Here is a 19,671-nt window from a genome sequence, read left to right on the forward strand (position 1 = left end):
CAATTTTTTTGAACAAAAAAAATGAGACAGTGACAAAACTCTGGTAAAATGTAATCGCCAAAACACATTTTCCAAAGGAGTTGTGTCACATGTCTCACCATCATTCTATACGAAACCTACTCAATATAAAAGATAAAAATATCACATTTGATGAAAATTTTTGTGCAGAAGAACTCATTAAAGGGGTCCAATCAAAAGTCTTTTATGGCCAATTAACTTACCAACCAAAAGCGTGCTATGCTTGTGGACATGTCTTTGATGATCAAATCATTAAACACGGTTTTAAAACGTCTCTCATTAAAATGCCTAGTGTTTCAGGTTTTCATACCTACTTAAAATTGCGTAAACAGCGTTATTTCTGTAAACATTGTCATTCCACGTTTACTTTAAAAACGAGCGTCGTGGCTAAAAACTGTTGTATTTCCAACAATACTAAAGTATCGATTGCTTTAAACGCCAAAGATAAAATATCCGAAAAAGATATTGCGATGAAACATAATGTTTCTCATGCCACTGTCAGTCGAGTCATTGACAGCTTTTATATCTACTATCAACCAAATGTTCACTACCTTCCAAAGCATTTGTGTTTTGATGAGTTTAAATCAGTGAAATCCGCAGCTGGAGCGATGTCCTTTATTTTCTGTGACTCTGAAACGGGGGAGATGGTGGATATCGTGGAGGACCGAAGATTACATGTCCTCAAAGAGTATTTCTTACGGTATTCCAAGAAGGCGAGAGATGCGGTAAAAACGATTGTCATCGATATGTACAGCCCTTATATTTCCTTAATCCAAGAAGTTTTCCCTAAAGCGGAAATCATACTCGACAAATTCCATATCCTCCAACTATTTAGCAGAGCTTTAAACAAAACGCGCATCAACGTCATGAATCGGGATAAAAAGAATTACAATAAATTGAAAAAATACTGGAAGCTCCTTCTGAAAGATCAAACAAAACTTGATTATAAGAACTATAAATATCATCGTTGCTTTAAAAAGCATATGTGTGAGGTGGAGATTCTCCACTATCTCATTGATTTAGATTCTGAATTAAAAGCGTCCTATGAGTTATACCAATACGTTCGCCATTGCATCAAAACCAAAGACTTTGAGCTCCTAAAGAAAACATTAGAGAATAAACAAAATATCGTTTCCAGCTATATGAAAACCGCCATCAAGACAATCAACAAATACATCAATTACATGGAGAATACGTTGAAATATGATTATAACAACGGCATTTTAGAGGGGATTAATAACAAAATCAAAGTGATTAAACGCATTTCTTTCGGTTATCGATCCTTCTATCACTTTAGAAACCGAATATTCATTACCCAAAACTTAGCGAAAATAAAAACAGCTTAGGGGAACCTCGAATTTCCCCTAAGCCATCCGATTACATATTACCAAATAATGTCACTAAAATTTATTCACCAACACCATTTGACAAAGAACCAAAGATTTTCTATTATGAAGAATATTTTGCTATTTTGTTCGTATATAATTATAATTAGGATAATATTTTCAATTTTTCAAATTAAGGGGGAATTTGCTTGAAGAGGGAAGATTTGATTGCACCAGAAAACTATAACATTGTGGATGAATTTGAAAAATGGGCAAAAGATGAGAGTAAATTGGCGTTATTGGTTCGCCATGAAGACGGCACCACTGAGCAGATCACCTTTGTTGAACTTTTAAAAAGAGCCAATAAAGTGGCGAATTTATTTAAAAGCCATGGCCTGGAAAAAGGCGATGTGATTCTTGTCATGGTTCCGCGTTCTGCTGAAGCCTACGCTACATACATCGGTGCATTAAAAGCAGGACTTTCAATCATTCCAAGCTCTGAAATGTTAAGAGCAAAAGATATCGACTATCGCATTGAACATTCCGGTGCGAAAGGGATTGTGGCCTTTTCCAATGAAATCGCTCAATTTGAAGACGTCAAATCCTTGGATGGATTGAAACTTTTCGTTTACGGGGAAGCGGAAGAACCTTGGATTCAAATTGAAAAAGCCGTTGAAAATTTATCGGATGAGTTTAATGAAGTACAAACAAAAAGCTCCGATATCGCTTTCTTATCTTACACAAGCGGAACAACCGGAAATCCGAAAGGTGTAATCCACACTCATAGTTGGGGTTACGCACATTTGCGGACAGCCGCTGAGCACTGGCTCGGTGTGAAAGAAAATGATGTGGCTTGGGCGACGGCAGCACCTGGCTGGCAAAAGTGGATTTGGAGCCCATTCCTGGCGATTTTGGGAAGCGGCGGCACAGCCTTCGTTTATACAGGAAAATTCGATCCAAAAACGTATCTGCAATTATTGCAAGATTATAAGGTCAATGTATTATGCTGTACGCCGACGGAATATCGTTTAATGGCAAAAGTGGACGGGCTGGAATCTTATGATTTGTCGAATTTAAAAAGTGCCGTTTCCGCAGGGGAGCCGTTAAACAGCGAAGTCATCAACAAATTCCTGAATGTATTTAATATTCAAGTCCGCGATGGATATGGACAAACTGAAAATACACTGCTCGTTGGTACTATGCTGGGCATGAAGCCGAAACCAGGTTCCATGGGCAAACCGACTCCGGGAAATGTGGTGGAAATTATCAATGAAAACGGGGAACCGGCAAAACCGGGAGAAGTTGGCGATATTGCCGTCCATTCATCCACTCCTGCCCTCTTCAAAGGTTATTACAAAGATCCAGAACGTACGCAAATGCAATTCCGCGGAGAATGGTTCCTGACAGGTGACCGGGCGTACAAAGATGAAGAAGGCTACTTCTGGTTTGAAGGACGCGGTGACGACATCATCATTTCCTCCGGCTACACAATCGGTCCTTTCGAAGTGGAAGATGCCCTTGTAAAACATCCAGCTGTAAAAGAATGTGCAGTTGTGGCAAGTCCTGACGAAATTCGCGGAAGTATTGTAAAGGCTTTCGTTGTATTGAAAGACCCAACATTAAAAAATAGTCCAACCCTTGTTCAGGAATTGCAAGAGCATGTGAAAAACATTACAGCCCCATATAAATATCCGAGAGCGATTGAATTCATTGATGAATTGCCTAAAACCACTTCCGGTAAAATTCGCAGAGTCGAATTGCGCCAAAGAGAATGGCAAAAACAAACAGCGAAATGATTCACACCTTCCCATTTCATAAATAAACCAATATTTCATAAAATATACAAATTTAAGGCATTCAGAGAAGATAATGGCTTTCTGAATGTCTTTTTTTCATGTAACCTTATATTAGTAAAGAAAATTTTATAATTTTTTGAAACAATTGGCTTTCCAAAACGTATGAAAGGTGAAGGAGGTTAAAAAATGAATGTAAAAAGATGGATTGCACTTATTTTTGCGGTTATTTTGCTGTTTGTTTCAATTGGAATCAATGCATTGATGTCGATTCTCAAGACGGATATTTTCAGCGGGTTTGATTCCTTGACAACAACAGAATTAACCGAAACGGTTGTCGAACCGGGATCTTTTGATGAACGAATCGCTTTGCTTTCAGTGGATGGAGTCATTCAGGATGTAGGCTCAAGCACGCCGTGGACAACTTTGGCATATGATCATCAAATGTTTTTGGCTTCATTGGATCAAATTTTGCAAGACGATACGGTAAAAGGTGTTGTATTGTATGTTAACTCGCCAGGTGGCGGGGTCATTGAATCCGCGGAGATTCATGATAAATTGGTGCAAATCAAAAAGGAAAAAGGTATTCCAATATATGTTTCAATGGGATCGATGGCTGCTTCAGGAGGTTATTACATTTCTGCCCCTGCGGACAAAATTTTTGCCCATCGTGAAACTGTCACAGGTTCCATCGGTGTCATTATGCAAAACTACAACTACTCAGAACTTGCCAAAAATTTAGGAGTCGAAATTGAAACTATCAAATCCGGCGCACATAAAGACATGTTCAGCGGCACAAGACCTTCCACCGAAGAAGAAAAAGCGATGCTTCAGGAAATGATCAATGAATCCTATGAAGCGTTTGTGGATGTAGTGGAACAAGGCAGAAACATGTCCGAAGCGGAAGTGAAAAAAGTGGCGGATGGACGGATTTTAAGCGGAAGCCAGGCGATGAGAGCCGGTTTGGTGGATGAGTTGGGCAATTTGGAAGATGTCATTCAAGCAATAAGAAAAGATCATAAACTGGAAGATGCGGAATTGTTTGAATACGAGTCCGGTTTTGGAACTTTTTCATCTTTGCTGGCATCGAAAATGGGTACAATCTTTGGCCCTTCAGCAGAAGAGAGACTATTGAAGAAATTGATGAGTTCTTATGAATCACCTCGATTGATGTATTTATATGGTCAAAATTAAGGAGGGCTGAAAATGACGGGTTATAATCCAGAAAATGAACGGAAAACTCCTGCCCAAGAAACGAATGACAATATTTCAGCGAATGAACAGGAACAGAATGATTCAATCTATGATAATGACCACGTTGAAACATCCTCAAATGAAGAAAATATGGGGGCTGCGGAAAGGGAAATAAATGAATCCGGCCAACCATTGGCGGAAAAAACCGCGGAAGAATCTGTTGCAGCGATCAATAACAATGAATTTTTAAGCGAAGGGAAGAAGGAAGAGGCCATTGAAACAAAAACCGTAAGAGAAACGGAAATTGTTGAAGAATATGAGGAAAAAACAGCCGGTTTTTGGATTCGGTTCTTGGCGTTCATAACAGACGGTCTCATCGTCAGTGCAATCGTATCCATATTGGTTAAACCAATCTTCTATTTTTTGGACTTGGATATGTCCACTTCCGATTGGTTTGCACCGTTTACGATTATTTCAGGAATTTTCTATTACGGTTACTTTATCATTATGACAAAGTTCTGGCAGCAAACGGTCGGCAAGATGATTTTCGGATTAAAAGTGAAATCGCTGAAAGAGGAAAAACTTTCATGGAGTACTGTATTGTTCCGGGAATTGGTGGCGCGCTTCATCAATAATACCGTTTGGTTATCTTATCTTGCAGTTGCGTTTACGCCGAAAAACCGGGGAATCCAGGACTATATTGCCGATACCATTGTGGTGCAGGAAAATGTGTATGTAAAAAATGAAAAGACTGTGATTAGAGAAAAGATCATTGAAATTGACGGCCATTCCAACCATCAGACAGCTTGATCAATCACCATTCAGCATCCATCGTTTCTTTGGATGCTGAATGGTTTTTTGATTTTCAAGTTAAGTTATTTGCTTAGTGGGGAAAGTGTTTAGTAAGATGAAATTAGTAGAAAAAAAGGAGGAATGTTCTAGTGGCTCAAGTAACATTTAAAAATAACCCGGTGACATTGTTGGGAAATGAAGTGAAAGTGGGTGACAAAGCGCCGGATTTCACAGTGCTTGCCAATGATTTATCACCTGTCACTTTAAAAGATTCAGAAGGGAAAATCCGCTTATTTGCGACAGTTCCATCTCTTGATACAGGCGTTTGTGATGCGGAAACCCGCCGTTTTAACGAAGAAGCGGCAAAATTGGGGGACGATGTCATCGTTTACACGGTGTCCGTCGACTTGCCTTTCGCTCAAAAACGCTGGTGCGGTGCAGCGGGCATCGATCGTGTAGTCACTGTATCCGACCACAAAGATCTTTCCTTTGGAAAAGCTTATGGTGTGGCGATTGAAGAATTGCGTCTTTTGGCCCGTGCAGTGTTTGTCGTTGATCGGGAAGGCATTGTACGTTATGTGGAATATGTTTCTGAAACAACGAACCATCCGGACTATGAAGCGGCTATTAAAGCTGTAAAAGAACTTCTTTAATGGTTTAGAAATCGTAACAAAAGGTTATTACTTGTAAGATATCTTTTATCCGGTTTTTCGGTTATTATTATATTGGGCTGATTATTGTAGACAAAGTCATCGCGGCTTTGTCTACACTCATTTTTTGTCCGTTTTACATATCGTCACACCAATTAGAACGGGATTTGTGAAAGGAAGAACAGAATGGAAAGAATTGAGCAAATATTTGCCTTTATAAATAAAAAGGCCGAGGAATTTGAACGTTCAAGCAAGTCAACTTATTTGGAGGGTGTGCTCACAACGCTCAGAGGAGTTTTGGATGGAGAGTTTCAATTTCCGGTTGAAGCGGCAACGAAGGAAGAAACCCGCAAAGCGATTCAGCTCGCCATATTGAAAGGCATGCGTGAATCATCGCAACCCAACCATCAGATGACACCGGATTCTTTGGGATTGTTGATCACTTACTTTGTCGAGCAATTCTATGAAGAAAAATTGGAAAATGGCATGATATCCATTCTTGACCCTGCATTAGGAACAGGAAATTTAATGTTTACCATCATGAATCAGTTGGACGGCAAAATTTTGGCTGCAGGGGTGGAAGTTGATGAATTGCTGATTCAATTGGCGAGTGAGATTGCTGAACTCATCGAGCAGCCGATTGAACTGTATCATCAAGATGCGCTAAGACCGTTGCTTATTGAACCGGCAGATCTCGTCGTTTGCGATTTGCCTGTCGGTTATTATCCAAACGATGAAGTGGCAAAAGACTACGAATTATGCGCAAAAAACGAGATGAGCTATGCCCATCATTTATATATTGAACAATCATTGCGATACACAAAAGAAGGCGGATATTTAATATTTTTGATACCAGCCACATTATTCGAGTCGGGACAGGCGGAAATGCTCCATAAGTTTTTGAAAAAGCATGCATGGATTCAGGCAGTGATTCAATTGCCGGAAAACATCTTCAAATCAAAACAGCATGAAAAGAGCCTTTTCATTTTGCAAAAGAAAAGCGATCAGTTGCGCCCTCCGAAAGAAGTGCTGCTTGCCAAAGTTCCGAATATGTCGAACAAACAGGCGCTTTCACTGTTCTTTGAAAAGATTCGAATGTGGAAAGAAAACAATTTGAGCAAGTAAGTACCCGATAACAGGTTTAGAATTTGCATAAATCCGGAAAAATATAGATGACTCCCATATAAAAAGGTGCTGCCTCGAATTGTAGGCGCACCTTTTTATTTACATCATTTTTTGTTTTTTGCAAATGCCAGTTGAAAGACGTTGACCACCGGTTTTCGGGACAGCAAATACACAATCAGAAGGCTTGATACAAAGAGTATCCAATACTGGCTTGTTTCGATAATGTATTGCTTGATGGGATGATCGTGGTAAATCCGGACGATCCCCATATGAAGCAGGTAGATGACCATGGTCGATTGGCCGATGGAAGTAAGAAAGCTTTGTTTTTTTGGCACCAAGGTCAAAAAGACGAAGGTGGCCAAAAACTGAACGCCGTAAGTGGCCAATCGCATGAGTGCCGAGTATTCAATTGTGTCCGCGATTTCTTCATATGGTCTTTTTCCCAATAGCCAAAATCGATAGTCGAGCGGGGCGTACCGGGCAATCAAGATGAACCCGACAATCGCAACAATGATGCCGAGAACCGTATTCATGCGGGATTTTAATCGGACAAAATGCTCCTCTTTTAAATGATAGCCGGCCAAGAAAAATGGAAAGAAGAAAAAGGTGCGGGACAGACTCAAAAATTCATCCACTTCTGTGTCGTACCCAATTAAAAGGGAAATGGCGATGGCCATCAGGAGCCCATATTTCAATTTGCCGAAAAAATACAGAAGTACATTCCAAAAGATCAAACTCATTAAAAACCAAAGTCCCCATCTCGGGATAAACAAACTATAACTGATGTCATCGTGAAAGATGAAGTCATAGTAAAGCGTATAGAACACTTGAAAGATTACATATGGAATGAGGAGTTTTTTTACAAGTTTTTTAAAATATCCCTGTTCATAAATTTTTTTTGCGAAATATCCTGAAATCAATATAAAAGCAGGCATATGAAAGGTATAAATGAATAAATAAACGTCGGCGATCAGTTCATCATGTTCGATAAATTCACTGCTCATATGGCCAAGGACCACAAGGATAATCAATAATGCCCTTGCGTTATCAAAATAAGGAATCCGTTTCAATTCAACCATTCTTTCTGTTTTTCATCATGATTAATTGTCAAATGTTATCAGCAATGTAGAATAGAATTGTGCTAATCTTGAAATCAACTTTTCTATAATGAATAAAAGACAGTAATAGTTTTAACACATTTCGACAGATATCGCCATCAGGAAAAGTTGATAAAAACGTAAAATTGTTGACAATTTGTATCGCCAGATTGCAGCAATAGGAAAGGTTGGAAACGAATGATTGGAAAAATGGCCACAAAAAAACTGCCCGGGAAGCTCGAGGCTTTCCAGACAGCCTTTTCCAAATATGAATATTAGTTTTCAGGAGTGCGGACAACTAGCACATCACATTTTGCGGAACGGACAATCGCTTCAGAAACTGAACCGATTAGGAAACGTTCAACTGCGTTCAAACCTGTTGCACCGCAGACAATCAAATCAGCATCAACTAATTTGGATAATTCCTTCGTAATGATTGTTTTTGGAGAACCATATTCTATGATTACGTTTACATTTTTTACGCCAGCTTCTTCTGCTTGCTTTTTATATCCTTCAAGCAATTCTTCGGAAAATGCCTGAGCCTTTTCGGCAATGGAACGATCGTATGCTTCAATTGCAGCAAATGAACGTGTGTCAATTACGTTTACCAAGTGCAATTTTGCATCGTCGTTTTGTTTAGCAAAATCAATCGCTTTTTTGAATGCATATTCTGCTTCTTTTGAACCATCCACAGCTACTACAATATTCTTATAATTTACCATAAGGCTTACCTCCTTTTACTATGTTATTATTATATCAAATTTTCAGATAATGGGAATAGAAATTAGAGAAAAATGTAAAAAAATTCACATATTATTCTAAAAATTGTCGTAAATTTTGTTGGAAATTTTAATTTTTTGTTAATCCGTTGTGAACTTCATTGAATTGCATTTCCCCCTTTTTGGGGGGATTTTTTTCATATTTTGATTCTATTTTTATTTCATAATTGTTAGAATAAAAAATGATGACAGAATTTTGAATTTTGCAGAAAAGGATGGGATCTTCGAGTGAAAATTGGTATTCCTAAAGAAATTAAGAACAATGAGAATCGTGTCGCAATGACGCCTGCGGGGGTCGTTACATTAACCAATGCAGGCCATGAAGTATATATTGAAACCGGTGCGGGTTTGGGTTCTTCTTTCACTGATGAGGATTATGCCGCTGCGGGAGCAAAAATTGTCAAAACCGCTGAAGAAGCATGGTCACAAGAGCTGATTTTGAAAGTGAAAGAGCCGATTAAAAGTGAATATCAATATTTTTATGAGGGACAAATCCTCTTCACTTATTTGCATTTGGCGCCTGAATATGAATTGACACAAGCATTGCTTGATCGAAAAGTGGTTGGAATTGCATACGAAACTGTGCAAATGCCTAATGGTTCCCTGCCTCTTTTGACGCCGATGAGCGAAGTGGCTGGGAAAATGAGTGTGCAAATCGGTGCGCATTTCCTGGAAAAATTGAATGGAGGCAATGGAATTTTATTAGGTGGGGTTTCAGGCGTTCCCCGTGGAAAAGTGACCATCATAGGCGGTGGGGTTGCCGGGACAAACGCCGCCCGCGTTGCCATTGGGATGGGAGCGGATGTGACAATGATCGATGTAAACCCTGACCGTTTACGTCAATTGGAGGATATTTTTGGCACTTCCGTTCAAACGTTGATGTCCAATCCATATAATATTGCCGAGTCCGTGAAAAATTCCGATTTGGTGATCAGCTCCGTATTAATTCCTGGAGCAAGAGCGCCGAAATTGGTGACAGAAGAAATGGTGAAGCAAATGAAGCCGGGCTCTGTAATTGTCGATATTGCCATCGACCAGGGAGGAAGCACGGAAATCACCGCAAACAACCCTACTTCCCATGACGAGCCGACCTTTGAAAAATATGGCGTGCTTCATTATGCGGTGCCGAATATTCCGGGAGCGGTACCGAGAACTTCCACTCTTGCCTTGACGAATGTCACAGTGCCATATGCGCTGCAAATTGCCAACAAAGGCTATAAACAAGCCTGCTTGGAAAATGAGGCGTTGAAAAAAGGAATCAACACTTTGAAAGGATATGTAGTATACAAGGCGGTTGCTGAGGCGCAACAGCGGGATTATGCATCTGTGGAAACATTGCTGAAAGAAGATTAAATCATTTCATTCACTACTTGGAATCTATTTTCCAAGTAGTTTTTTTATGCATTTGTAATATTTCAAAAATTCGGTTAATAGAATAAAAAATAGAAATTACATTACTTGCGTAGTGTAAATTTAATAGATTTCCAAATCAGGGGGGTCATGATGAAAAGATATCAACACTTCTTTTTGACAATGTTGGCAGCATTCTCGCTATTGGTTTTGGCTGCTTGCGGCAATTCGACAAGCGGCGGTGAAGAAAGCGATGCGACTGATGAAGGGCAAGCAACAGGTGGTGCAATCGAAGCGAAAATCGGGGTCATCTCCTATTTGTCCGGTGCCGGAGCCGCCTATGGAGAGGCGATAACACAAGGGTTGAAATTGGCGCAAAAAGAAATTAATGAGCAGGGCGAAGTCCATATTGATTTAGTGATAGAAGATTCGGCAGGAGAAGCGGAACAGGCGGTGAACGTTGGACAGAAATTGATGGCGGACGACTCCATTCTCGCGATTATTGGCCCAACGTTAAGCACGGAATTCTTTGCCGTTGCTCCGGAAGCGGATTTGAATGGAATTACGATTATGGGAACATCCACAACCGTTGATGGGATTCCTGAAATCGGCGATTACGTTTTCCGAAATGCCGTTCCTGAATCATTGGCGATACCAGCGGCCATTGAAAAAGCGGTGAAAAGAACAGGGGCAAAGAAAGTGGCCCTCATTTATGGAAACGATGATGCTTTAACAAAAGGCGGATTTGAAGTAATGAAAAGAAAAGCCGAAGAAATGGGATTAGAAATTACAACCATTGAAACATATCAAAAAGGGCAAAGTGATTATAAAGCGCAACTGACAAAGATCAAAAATTCAAATCCGGACCTGGTGTTGGCATCCTGTCTATATAATGAAGGGGCTGTCATTCTCGATCAGGCACGCAAAATGGGCATTTCCGTTCCGTTCGTTGGCGGAAACGGTTTCAATTCACCCCAAGTCATCGAGATTGCAGGTGACGCGGCAAATGGTTTAATCGTAGGAACACCTTACTTCGGAGATTCTGAAGATCCAAAAATCGTCGAATTCAACAAAAATTACGAAGCGGAATTCGGGAAAAAGCCGGACCAATTCGCTGCGCAAGCATATGATGCTCTCTACATCTATGCGGATGCCATCAAGAGAGCCGGCACTGGGGAGGACCGTGATGCTTTCCGCGATGCGTTGGCAGCGACAAAAGATTTTGATGGCATTTTAGGAAAATTCTCCTTCGACGACGTGGGTGACGTGGTGATGGACGTTACCGTAGTAGAAATAAAAGATGGGAAATTTGTAGAATTCGAGGAGTAACCTCGAATTCTGCTTTTCATGAAGGGTGATCGATTATGCTGATTGAACAGTTAATCAATGGCGTGACGTTAGGGAGCATTTATGCGATTGTCGCCCTCGGGTTTACGCTCGTTTTTGGCGTCCTGGGCATCATCAACATGGCCCATGGAGAAATTTTCATGGTGGGGGCATTTATCGGCGTATTGACGACAAGCGTACTGGGCTGGCCGCTGTGGCTTGCATTTCTTGCATCGATTGTCGTTACGGCCATTTTGGGATATTTCTTGGAAGTTTTCAGTTTGCGTCCGTTAAGAGGAAAAAAGGGCGTATCCCATTTGGCGCCATTAATCAGCACGATTGGGGTATCCATTTTCCTTGAAAATTTGTCCCATCATTTGTTTGGCGCCGGGAACAAACCTTTTCGCGCTGAATTTGCGGAGATCCGATTTGAAATCGGATCGGTGACGATTTATTTAGTGCAGATAACTATTTTTGTCATCTCGGTCATTTTAATGATTGGATTATCCATATGGCTATCGAAAACCAAAGCGGGAAAAGCGCTGAGAGCCACTGCGGAGAATATCGAAACGGCAAGCATTCTCGGCGTCGATACGAAAAAAATCATCACGTTGACGGTGATGATTGCTTCCGGTATGGGAGGCATCGCGGGAATTTTGGTCGGCATGGCTTTCAACTCTGTAAGTCCTCAGATGGGATTATCGATGGGGTTGAAAGGGCTTGCCATCATCATCTTAGGGGGAATGGGAAGCGTGAAAGGAGCGGTCGTTGGCGGCTTGATTCTCGGTTTGTCCGAAACATTCCTTGTTGCCTATGGTGATTCAGGATATCGGGATGCCATCGCCTTTATCATGATTATTCTCATTTTACTAATCCGTCCACAAGGAATATTCGGTTCCAAGGCGGCGGAGGGCAGGTGATAAGATGTTGGGAGAAGTGTTAAATCCATACTATTTGCAAGTGTTATGCTTCATTTTGATTAATATCATGTTGGCTTTAAGTGTGTATGTCCCATTGTCAAGCGGACAATTATCGTTGGGAAGCGCGGGATTTATGGGAATCGGTGCATACACATCCGCACTCCTGGCTATTCATTTTGAACTGCCCCTTTATATCACCATCCTGGTTGGCGCACTATTGGCAGGAGTGGTCGGCATCATTGTCGGAATCCCTTCATTAAGACTGACAGGGGTGTATTTGGCCATTGCCACATTAGGCTTTGGGGAAGTGATTCGCGTATTCTTTATCAATTGGGAGAACGTGACGAAAGGATCGGTCGGACTGACGGGAATCCCCCAATTGGGAAGATCTTTGTTGAACGTTGCGAAAGCGGCGGGGTTGGAACCCGGAGCATTCGGTTTGAGAAATAACCAATTTGTTTATTTGGCTCTTGCCATTTTGTTATTGATCATTGTGTCGGTTCTGTTGTGGTTTGTGATTCGCCAGAAAAATTCGAGAATTGGAAGGGCGTTTGCTTCCATCCAAATGGACGAGAAAGCCGCAGAATCGATGGGAATCAATATCACTTATTATAAAGTGCTGGCTTTTGCCCAGGGGGCTTTTATCGCAGGTCTTGCCGGAGCTCTTTTTGCCCATACCATCGGCTTTATTTCACCTGCCGATTTTTCGTACCATCGGGCAGTGGAAATTTTGATCTTTACGGTATTTGGCGGCAGTGAACTGGTCATCGGTTCCGTTTTTGGAGCGGTGATCTTGACATTGCTTCCTGAATTATTGCGTTCTGTCAGCGACTATCGTTACATTTTGTACGGGATTATGCTTGTGATTTTAATGGCCGTTCGCCCTCAAGGCATTTTGGATGTCCATTTATTACTCCGGATGAGAGGAAAAAGAATGAAAAGGGGGACTGGCTGATGGTCCTTGAAGTAAAAAATATCACAAAAAGTTTTGGCGGTATCACCGCATTAAAAAATATCTCTTTTTCCATACAACAAGGTGAAATTTACGGTTTAATCGGACCAAACGGAGCCGGTAAGACGACGATGTTCAATTGCATCACCAATCTGGTGGAACCGACTTCCGGAGAGATTTTTTTTAATGGAGAAAAGATTACGGGGTTGAAGCCTTATAAAATCACCGAGAAAGGTATTTGCAGGACATACCAAAACATCCGTTTGTTTCCTAAACTGACCGCATTGCAAAATGTGATGGTCGGCGGACATTCAAGAGTGAATTCAGGGGTTTTCCGGAGCGTTTTGCGGGTGAAATCACAGAAGAAAGAGGAACAAAGGCTGAAGGAAAAAGCGGAAGAATTGTTGGCGCTCGTCGGGCTGGAACAATGGAAGGATCAATTTGCGGAAAATCTGGCGTACGGTCAGCAAAGAAGGTTGGAGATAGCAAGGGCACTGGCGAGCAATCCAACACTATTATTGCTTGATGAACCGGCGGCCGGCATGAATGAAACCGAGACGGAAAGCCTCTTTGAGCTGATTAAAACCATCCAATCAATGGGCGTTACCGTTCTCATCATTGAACATGATATGTCCCTGGTGATGAGGTTATGCGATCGGATCACTGTTTTAAACTTTGGGGAGAAGTTGGCGGAAGGGAAGCCGGAAGAGATTCAAAATAATGAAGCGGTGATCGAGGCTTACCTCGGCAAAGAGGAGGAAGAGTCGATTGCTTAAGTTGACAAACATCGAAACCTATTATGGACAGATTCAGGCTTTAAAAGGAATCAATCTGGAAGTGGAGGAAGGGAAAATCGTCACCCTTCTTGGAGCGAATGGGGCCGGCAAATCGACGACGATGCGGACGATTGCAGGTCTGTTAAAACCAAAAAAAGGGACGGTGGAATTTTTAGGTCAAAATGTGACGGGATTGAAACCCCATCAACTCCTGAGAAAAGGAATCGCGCTCGTTCCCGAAGGACGCGCGATCTTATCAACAATGACCGTGCTGGAAAATCTTGAAATGGGCGCATATCATCGAAAAGATGGCAATGTAAAAGAGGACATCAAACAGGTGATGAAACGGTTTCCCATTTTGGAGGAACGCCAAACTCAATTGGCAGGCACGTTGTCTGGCGGCCAGCAGCAAATGCTGGCCATCGCCCGCGCATTGCTTTCAAAACCGAAGCTGTTGCTGCTGGATGAACCATCGATGGGGCTTGCTCCCATCATTGTTTCGGAAATCTTTCGCATCATTCAAGAGATTAAAGAGGAAGGAACAACCGTATTAGTGGTGGAACAAAATGCGAAACAAGCGTTGAAAATCGCGGATTATGGTTATGTCATGGAAACCGGAAAAATCATCATGGAAGGTTTCGCAAAAGATTTGCTCAAAGATGAGCGGATCGTTGAAGCGTATTTGGGGAAAAAGAAAACGACGGTATAAAAAATGGAGCTTCTCAAGTCTCAAGGAGAAAGAGAAGCTCCGTCACGTTATTGAAGGATAATCAATTCTTTTGGATATTTTGTCAATACTTCAACGCCGTTTTCCGTCACTACGACATCATCTTCGATACGGACTCCGGCAACTCCGGTTTTATAAATGCCAGGTTCAATTGTAAAGACCATTCCCGGCTTCAATTCCAACTCATTTGTTCCTGTTACGGATGGGAATTCATGAATTGAAATGCCGAGGCCGTGACCCAACCGGTGGGTATAATATTCGCCATATCCTTCCTGTGAAATTATGTCCCGGGAAATTCTGTCCAAATCCATGCAGCGAACGCCGGGTTTTACTGCTTTGATGGATTGTTCGTTCGAACGTTTCACGGTTTCGTAGATTTTCCGTTGTTCTTCCGTAATTTCCCCAAAAGCGACGGTGCGGGTAATGTCGGAACAGTATCCTTCATAGATGACACCTAAATCGAATAAAACGAAATCACCTTTTTGGATTTTCCGGTTGCCTGGCGTACCATGCGGGGATGCCGCCTTTGGTCCGGACAATACAGTCGTTTCAAAAGACATGGAGTATCCTTTTTCCTTGATGGCGCTTTCAATGATTTGGACGATTTCCAGTTCCGTGATCCCTTCTTTGATGGCTTTTACGCCAACATCTATCGCGTAATCCGCAAGCGCGGCAGCTTGTCTTAATTTTTCGAGTTCATCGGCATCTTTGATAACCCGTAATTGATTCATTTGCTCATCGATTGAAACAAAACTTGCATCTTGAATACACGATTGCAGCGATTCATAGCGATCGACTGTGAGATGTTCCTTTTCAATGGCGATCGTTGAAATGTTCTTTGTACGGGATTGGATTTCATTTGCCAATATGTTCCATGGCTGGTCCGTATCGCCATGACCAATCACATCAAATGGCCAACCGGAAGCTTTTGCATCCGGAATTTCCATTTTGGGGCAAATGATAAACGGGTCCATATCCTGAAAGATTGCAATACCGAGTAATCTCTCGTGGGGATTGCTCCGAAAACCGGAAAAATAAAAAACATTATCGGGATTTGTGATAAAAGCCAAATCAATATGCTGATCCTTCAAGTATGACTGGACCTTTTCAATTCTTTTCTTCATGAAAATTTCCTCCAACATTGTGTTAATAAACACGAATTTGAAATATTACAGTATTAGTATAGCAAAAAGAAGGAAAAAAGATGGATATGTAGAAATAATGAAGATGAATTTAATTTATTGGAGGGGGAATCTTAATGGAAATTTCTTACCATGGTCATTCTGTTGTAAAGATCAAAACGAATGATACCACGATCCTAATCGACCCGTTTATTACCGGAAACCCTTTGACAGATTTAAAAGCGGAAGAAGAAAAACCGGATGTTATTTTGCTTACACACGGTCATAACGATCATGTAGGGGATGCGATCGCCCTTGCAAAGGCGAACAATTCCCAAGTGGTGGCCTTGAATGAGCTTGCCGTATATCTGCAAAAAATAGGCGTGAATGCGCATCCGATGGGCGTTGGAGGGGCGTATCAGTTCCCGTTCGGTAAAGTGAAATATACCCTTGCTTTCCACGGTTCCACTTATGAAACGGAAACGGAAGTCGTCAATGCAGGAAACCCTGGCGGAATCTTGTTCTATGCGGAAGGTTTGACTATTTATCACGCAGGCGACACTGCGTTATTCGGTGATATGAAATTGATTGGCGACCGCAATGACATCGATGTCGCTTTCTTGCCAATCGGGGACAACTTCACAATGGGACCGGAAGACGCGGCATATGCGGTGGAATTGTTGAGACCGAAAACAGTCGTACCAATCCACTACAATACATTCCCGTTAATTAAACAAGATCCTAATGACTTTGCCAAATTGGTGAAAAACAGCAGAGTGCAAATTTTGGAGCCGGGGCAAAAGGTTGAATTGCCTTAAATATCAAAGCGGATGCTAAATCAATAGGACAAGAGAAAGCAGGTTATGGGGAATTTTCTTTTTTGAAAATATCCATGACGGCTTTCTCGATTTTTTTCTATACATAATTGAAAATATGGTACACTATGGGAGTAGAATGAAAGTACGATGAAAACAGGTGATATCGATGTCAACAAAACATGAAAAAATACTGCAATATATCGAGTCACTACCTATTGGCGAAAAAATTTCAGTCCGGCAAATTGCGAAAGAAATGCAGGTAAGCGAAGGCACGGCTTATCGGGCAATCAAAGAAGCGGAAAATCGAAGCTTGGTGAGTTCCATTGAACGTGTCGGAACAATCCGAATTGAAAAGAAAAAGAAAGAAAATATTGAACGCTTGACTTTCGCTGAAATCGTCAATATCGTGGACGGACAAGTGCTCGGTGGAAAAGCGGGGCTGCATAAAACATTGAATAAATTTGTCATTGGCGCAATGCAGCTGGAAGATATGATGCGCTATACCGATCCGGGAAGCCTTTTGATTGTCGGCAACCGTATCAAAGCCCATTACAACGCCTTAAAGACGGGAGCTGCCGTGTTGATCACGGGCGGTTTTGATACGACGGAAGAAAATAAAAGGCTTGCCGATGAATTGGAATTGCCGATCATTTCATCCAGTTATGATACATTTACCGTTGCAACAATGATTAACCGTGCCATTTATGACCAACTCATTAAAAAGGACATCTTGTTGATAGAAGACATTTATGTGAAGTTGGAAGATACGGCGAAACTCACGGTCGGTCAAACGGTGGCCGATTTCCACTCTTTGAATGCCCATACATCCCATGGCGCTTTTCCGGTTGTTGCAAAAAATAATAAATTAGTGGGAATTGTCACTGTGAAGGACGTATTCGGGAAAGACGGGAACGAATTGATTGAAAAAGTCATGACAAAACATCCGATTTCGGTTTCCATGAAAACCAGTGTCGCTTCGGCGGGTCACCGGATGGTTTGGGAAGGAATCGATCTGCTACCGGTGGTGGATGATGACGGATATTTGCAAGGCGTCATCAGCCGCCAGGACGTATTGAAAGCGTTGCAAACATCCCAACACCAACCGCAGCATGGCGAGACCATTGATGATATCGTCAAAGGCGAAATGAAAGTGCTGGGCGAAGAAGAGGTTGTCGTCGAGTTTACGGTGACTCCACAGATGACGAACCAATATGGTGCGGTATCTTATGGTGCCTTTACGACCCTGCTCACGGAAGTGGGATTGATTGCATTGAAAAGAAGAAAACGGGGAGATGCCGTGCTGGAGAATATTGCCACTTATTATATCAAGCCGATTCAGATGGATAGTGTGCTAAAGGTCGTTCCACATATATTGGATATGAGTAGAAAATTCGTGAAAATGGATTTTGATGTTTTTCATGAAGATTCACTCGTTGGGAAAGCGATGGCCACCTTCCAGTTGCTCGATCGTTAAACTGCATAAAAAAAGTTGTCCAAGCACGATTGGACAACTTTTTTCAAAGTTTATTTCTTACAATTACTGTTTGTTTAATTCATATTCCTGTTTGACAAATTTTCCTTCGTGTTTTGCACGTTTCAAATTGAAATAGGATTCCATTAATCCCACGATGACAAAAACTGCCCCGACAATATAACCTAACATTGAATCTTGTACCACGAAGGTGTTCAATCCAAAAAACACGACAAAAAGACCTAAAGCAACGCCTGCTTTTGCTTTATACCATTTTTTTTGGATCGGCAAAGTGGAACGGAATTGTTTCGTTTTATAGTAAAAATAAGCGGCGAATGAAGCAATAATAAGTGTGACCAATAAAGCATTCAGCATTTTCAGAACCTCCTAAACAAACTAAAATTATTGTAACGATTTTTTTAGAAAAATGCTAATATACTAATTAAAATTTTTATCATATTTTGGAGGGTCATAATTTGAAAAGACAAATCATCGACACAATTGAGCAATATGATACCATCATCATTCACAGGCATGTCCGTCCGGATCCGGATGCATACGGTTCCCAAATGGGGTTAAAAGCATTGATCCAAGACAATTATCCAAATAAAAAGGTATATGCTGTTGGCACCCATGATGAATTATTGTCTTATTTGGACCGTCCGGACAATATTCCGGATGAGGTATATAATGGGGCACTTGTCATAGTGACAGATACGGCAAATACAGAAAGAATTGATGATCAACGATTTTCCAAAGGAGACTTTCTTATAAAAATCGATCACCATCCCAATGATGATGCTTACGGCGATTTGTTGTGGGTTGACACCGCTTCCAGTTCCTGCAGTGAAATGATTTATGAATTGTATGAAGAAGGCCGGGTTTATAAAAATTGGAAAATGACAGAACAATCGGCGAGATTCCTTTTTGCGGGAATTGTTGGAGATACGGGCAGATTTTTATTTCCAAGCACCACAACAAGAACCTTTGAAATTGCGGGACAATTGATACAATATTCATTTGACCGCAATGAAATTTTCAATGGCATGTATGAGATGGAAGAGAATTTATTGAAATTGCAAGGATATGTGTATCAAAACTTCACAATGGATGAAAACGGAGCTGCTTTCATCAAGCTTCCGAAAGAACTGTTGAAAGAATTTGATGTCACTGTTTCCGAAACGTCCTCATTGGTGGGCTCCCTCAGCAATATCAAAGGGGTCCGTGCCTGGGCGATTTTCGTTGAAGAAGAAAATGAAATCCGTGTAAGATTGCGTTCCAAAGGGCCAATCATCAACGAGCTTGCAAAAAAATACCATGGAGGCGGACATCCTTTGGCATCCGGTGCGACCGCCTATTCATGGGAAGAAGTGGATCAAGTGATTGCAGACTTGAAACAGCTTTGCAAAGAGTATCAATAAAAGTTGGGAGGGATGC

19 protein-coding genes are annotated in these 19,671 nt (G+C 41.4%); 15 read left to right on the plus strand and 4 right to left on the minus strand.

All coding sequences use genetic code 11. The annotated features are described in order from the left end of the window. Positions 1-89: 89 nt before the first annotated feature. The 6 genes from NSS77_RS11900 to NSS77_RS11925 all read left to right on the plus strand — a co-directional run bounded on the left by NSS77_RS11900 (position 90) and on the right by NSS77_RS11925 (position 6,897). Positions 90-1,364, plus strand: coding sequence for an ISL3 family transposase (locus NSS77_RS11900; RefSeq protein WP_342468920.1), 1,275 nt, complete (start codon positions 90-92; stop codon positions 1,362-1,364). A 188-nt stretch (positions 1,365-1,552) separates the two neighbouring features. Next, positions 1,553-3,139 carry an acyl--CoA ligase gene (locus NSS77_RS11905; RefSeq protein ID WP_342468921.1) on the plus strand — a complete coding sequence of 529 codons (1,587 nt, stop codon included), beginning with the start codon at positions 1,553-1,555 and terminating at the stop codon, positions 3,137-3,139. A 186-nt stretch (positions 3,140-3,325) separates the two neighbouring features. After that, the gene (gene sppA, locus NSS77_RS11910; protein ID WP_342468922.1) at positions 3,326-4,330 is read left to right on the plus strand and encodes a signal peptide peptidase SppA; all 1,005 of its coding nucleotides are present in this window, start codon (positions 3,326-3,328) and stop codon (positions 4,328-4,330) included. 12 nt (positions 4,331-4,342) lie between these two features. Further along, a complete protein-coding gene (locus NSS77_RS11915; protein ID WP_342468923.1) occupies positions 4,343-5,140 on the plus strand; it encodes an RDD family protein in 798 nt (265 codons plus the stop codon). Positions 5,141-5,271: 131 nt separating this feature from the next. After that, on the plus strand, positions 5,272-5,775 hold the full coding sequence (gene tpx, locus NSS77_RS11920) for a thiol peroxidase (RefSeq protein ID WP_342468924.1): 504 nt from the start codon (positions 5,272-5,274) through the stop codon (positions 5,773-5,775). 183 nt (positions 5,776-5,958) lie between these two features. Continuing rightward, positions 5,959-6,897 (plus strand): class I SAM-dependent methyltransferase, encoded by a 939-nt coding sequence (locus NSS77_RS11925; protein WP_342468925.1) that lies wholly within the window; start codon positions 5,959-5,961, stop codon positions 6,895-6,897. A 104-nt stretch (positions 6,898-7,001) separates the two neighbouring features. Here NSS77_RS11925 and NSS77_RS11930 read toward each other — a convergent pair whose 3' ends face one another. After that, entirely contained in the window at positions 7,002-7,976 is a 975-nt protein-coding gene (locus NSS77_RS11930) for an acyltransferase family protein (RefSeq protein ID WP_342468926.1), read from the minus strand. Positions 7,977-8,269: 293 nt separating this feature from the next. After that, the gene (locus NSS77_RS11935; protein WP_342468927.1) at positions 8,270-8,716 is read right to left on the minus strand and encodes a universal stress protein; all 447 of its coding nucleotides are present in this window, start codon (positions 8,714-8,716) and stop codon (positions 8,270-8,272) included. A gap of 285 nt (positions 8,717-9,001) precedes the next feature. Between NSS77_RS11935 and ald the strand changes: the two genes are divergently transcribed. From ald to NSS77_RS11965, 6 genes are all read left to right on the plus strand, one after another. Further along, positions 9,002-10,126 (plus strand): alanine dehydrogenase, encoded by a 1,125-nt coding sequence (gene ald / locus NSS77_RS11940; protein WP_342468928.1) that lies wholly within the window; start codon positions 9,002-9,004, stop codon positions 10,124-10,126. A gap of 150 nt (positions 10,127-10,276) precedes the next feature. Further along, complete coding sequence (locus tag NSS77_RS11945) at positions 10,277-11,452, plus strand: ABC transporter substrate-binding protein (RefSeq protein WP_342468929.1); 1,176 nt, start codon at positions 10,277-10,279, stop codon at positions 11,450-11,452. Between the two features lie 35 nt (positions 11,453-11,487). Next, positions 11,488-12,369, plus strand: a complete 882-nt coding sequence (locus tag NSS77_RS11950; protein ID WP_342468930.1) for a branched-chain amino acid ABC transporter permease — start codon at positions 11,488-11,490, stop codon at positions 12,367-12,369. Positions 12,370-12,373: 4 nt separating this feature from the next. Beyond that, positions 12,374-13,324, plus strand: a complete 951-nt coding sequence (locus NSS77_RS11955; RefSeq protein WP_342468931.1) for a branched-chain amino acid ABC transporter permease — start codon at positions 12,374-12,376, stop codon at positions 13,322-13,324. Then, entirely contained in the window at positions 13,324-14,097 is a 774-nt protein-coding gene (locus NSS77_RS11960) for an ABC transporter ATP-binding protein (RefSeq protein WP_342468932.1), read from the plus strand. The genes NSS77_RS11955 and NSS77_RS11960 overlap by 1 nt, the downstream gene beginning before the upstream one ends. Then, positions 14,090-14,806 (plus strand): ABC transporter ATP-binding protein, encoded by a 717-nt coding sequence (locus NSS77_RS11965; RefSeq protein WP_342468933.1) that lies wholly within the window; start codon positions 14,090-14,092, stop codon positions 14,804-14,806. Before NSS77_RS11960 ends, NSS77_RS11965 begins: the two co-directional genes overlap by 8 nt. Before the next feature lie 47 nt (positions 14,807-14,853). On the opposite strand, the gene NSS77_RS11970 is transcribed toward NSS77_RS11965, so the two are convergent. Then, positions 14,854-15,948: a Xaa-Pro peptidase family protein gene (locus NSS77_RS11970; RefSeq protein WP_342468934.1), complete on the minus strand. Its 1,095-nt coding sequence runs from the start codon at positions 15,946-15,948 to the stop codon at positions 14,854-14,856. Positions 15,949-16,082: 134 nt separating this feature from the next. Between NSS77_RS11970 and NSS77_RS11975 the strand changes: the two genes are divergently transcribed. Both NSS77_RS11975 and NSS77_RS11980 read left to right on the plus strand, forming a co-directional pair. Next, entirely contained in the window at positions 16,083-16,763 is a 681-nt protein-coding gene (locus NSS77_RS11975) for a metal-dependent hydrolase (RefSeq protein ID WP_342468935.1), read from the plus strand. A 166-nt stretch (positions 16,764-16,929) separates the two neighbouring features. Beyond that, positions 16,930-18,237, plus strand: a complete 1,308-nt coding sequence (locus NSS77_RS11980) for a DRTGG domain-containing protein (protein WP_342468936.1) — start codon at positions 16,930-16,932, stop codon at positions 18,235-18,237. A 63-nt stretch (positions 18,238-18,300) separates the two neighbouring features. On the opposite strand, the gene NSS77_RS11985 is transcribed toward NSS77_RS11980, so the two are convergent. Then, positions 18,301-18,609 carry a YtpI family protein gene (locus NSS77_RS11985; RefSeq protein ID WP_342468937.1) on the minus strand — a complete coding sequence of 103 codons (309 nt, stop codon included), beginning with the start codon at positions 18,607-18,609 and terminating at the stop codon, positions 18,301-18,303. A 101-nt stretch (positions 18,610-18,710) separates the two neighbouring features. On the opposite strand from NSS77_RS11985, the gene NSS77_RS11990 reads away from it, so the two are divergent. Next, positions 18,711-19,655, plus strand: coding sequence for a bifunctional oligoribonuclease/PAP phosphatase NrnA (locus NSS77_RS11990; RefSeq protein WP_342468938.1), 945 nt, complete (start codon positions 18,711-18,713; stop codon positions 19,653-19,655). The last annotated feature ends 16 nt before the right edge of the window (positions 19,656-19,671 follow it).

Source organism: Ureibacillus sp. FSL K6-3587 (assembly GCF_038593165.1).
GTDB classification, from domain to species: Bacteria; Bacillota; Bacilli; order Bacillales_A; family Planococcaceae; genus Ureibacillus; species Ureibacillus suwonensis.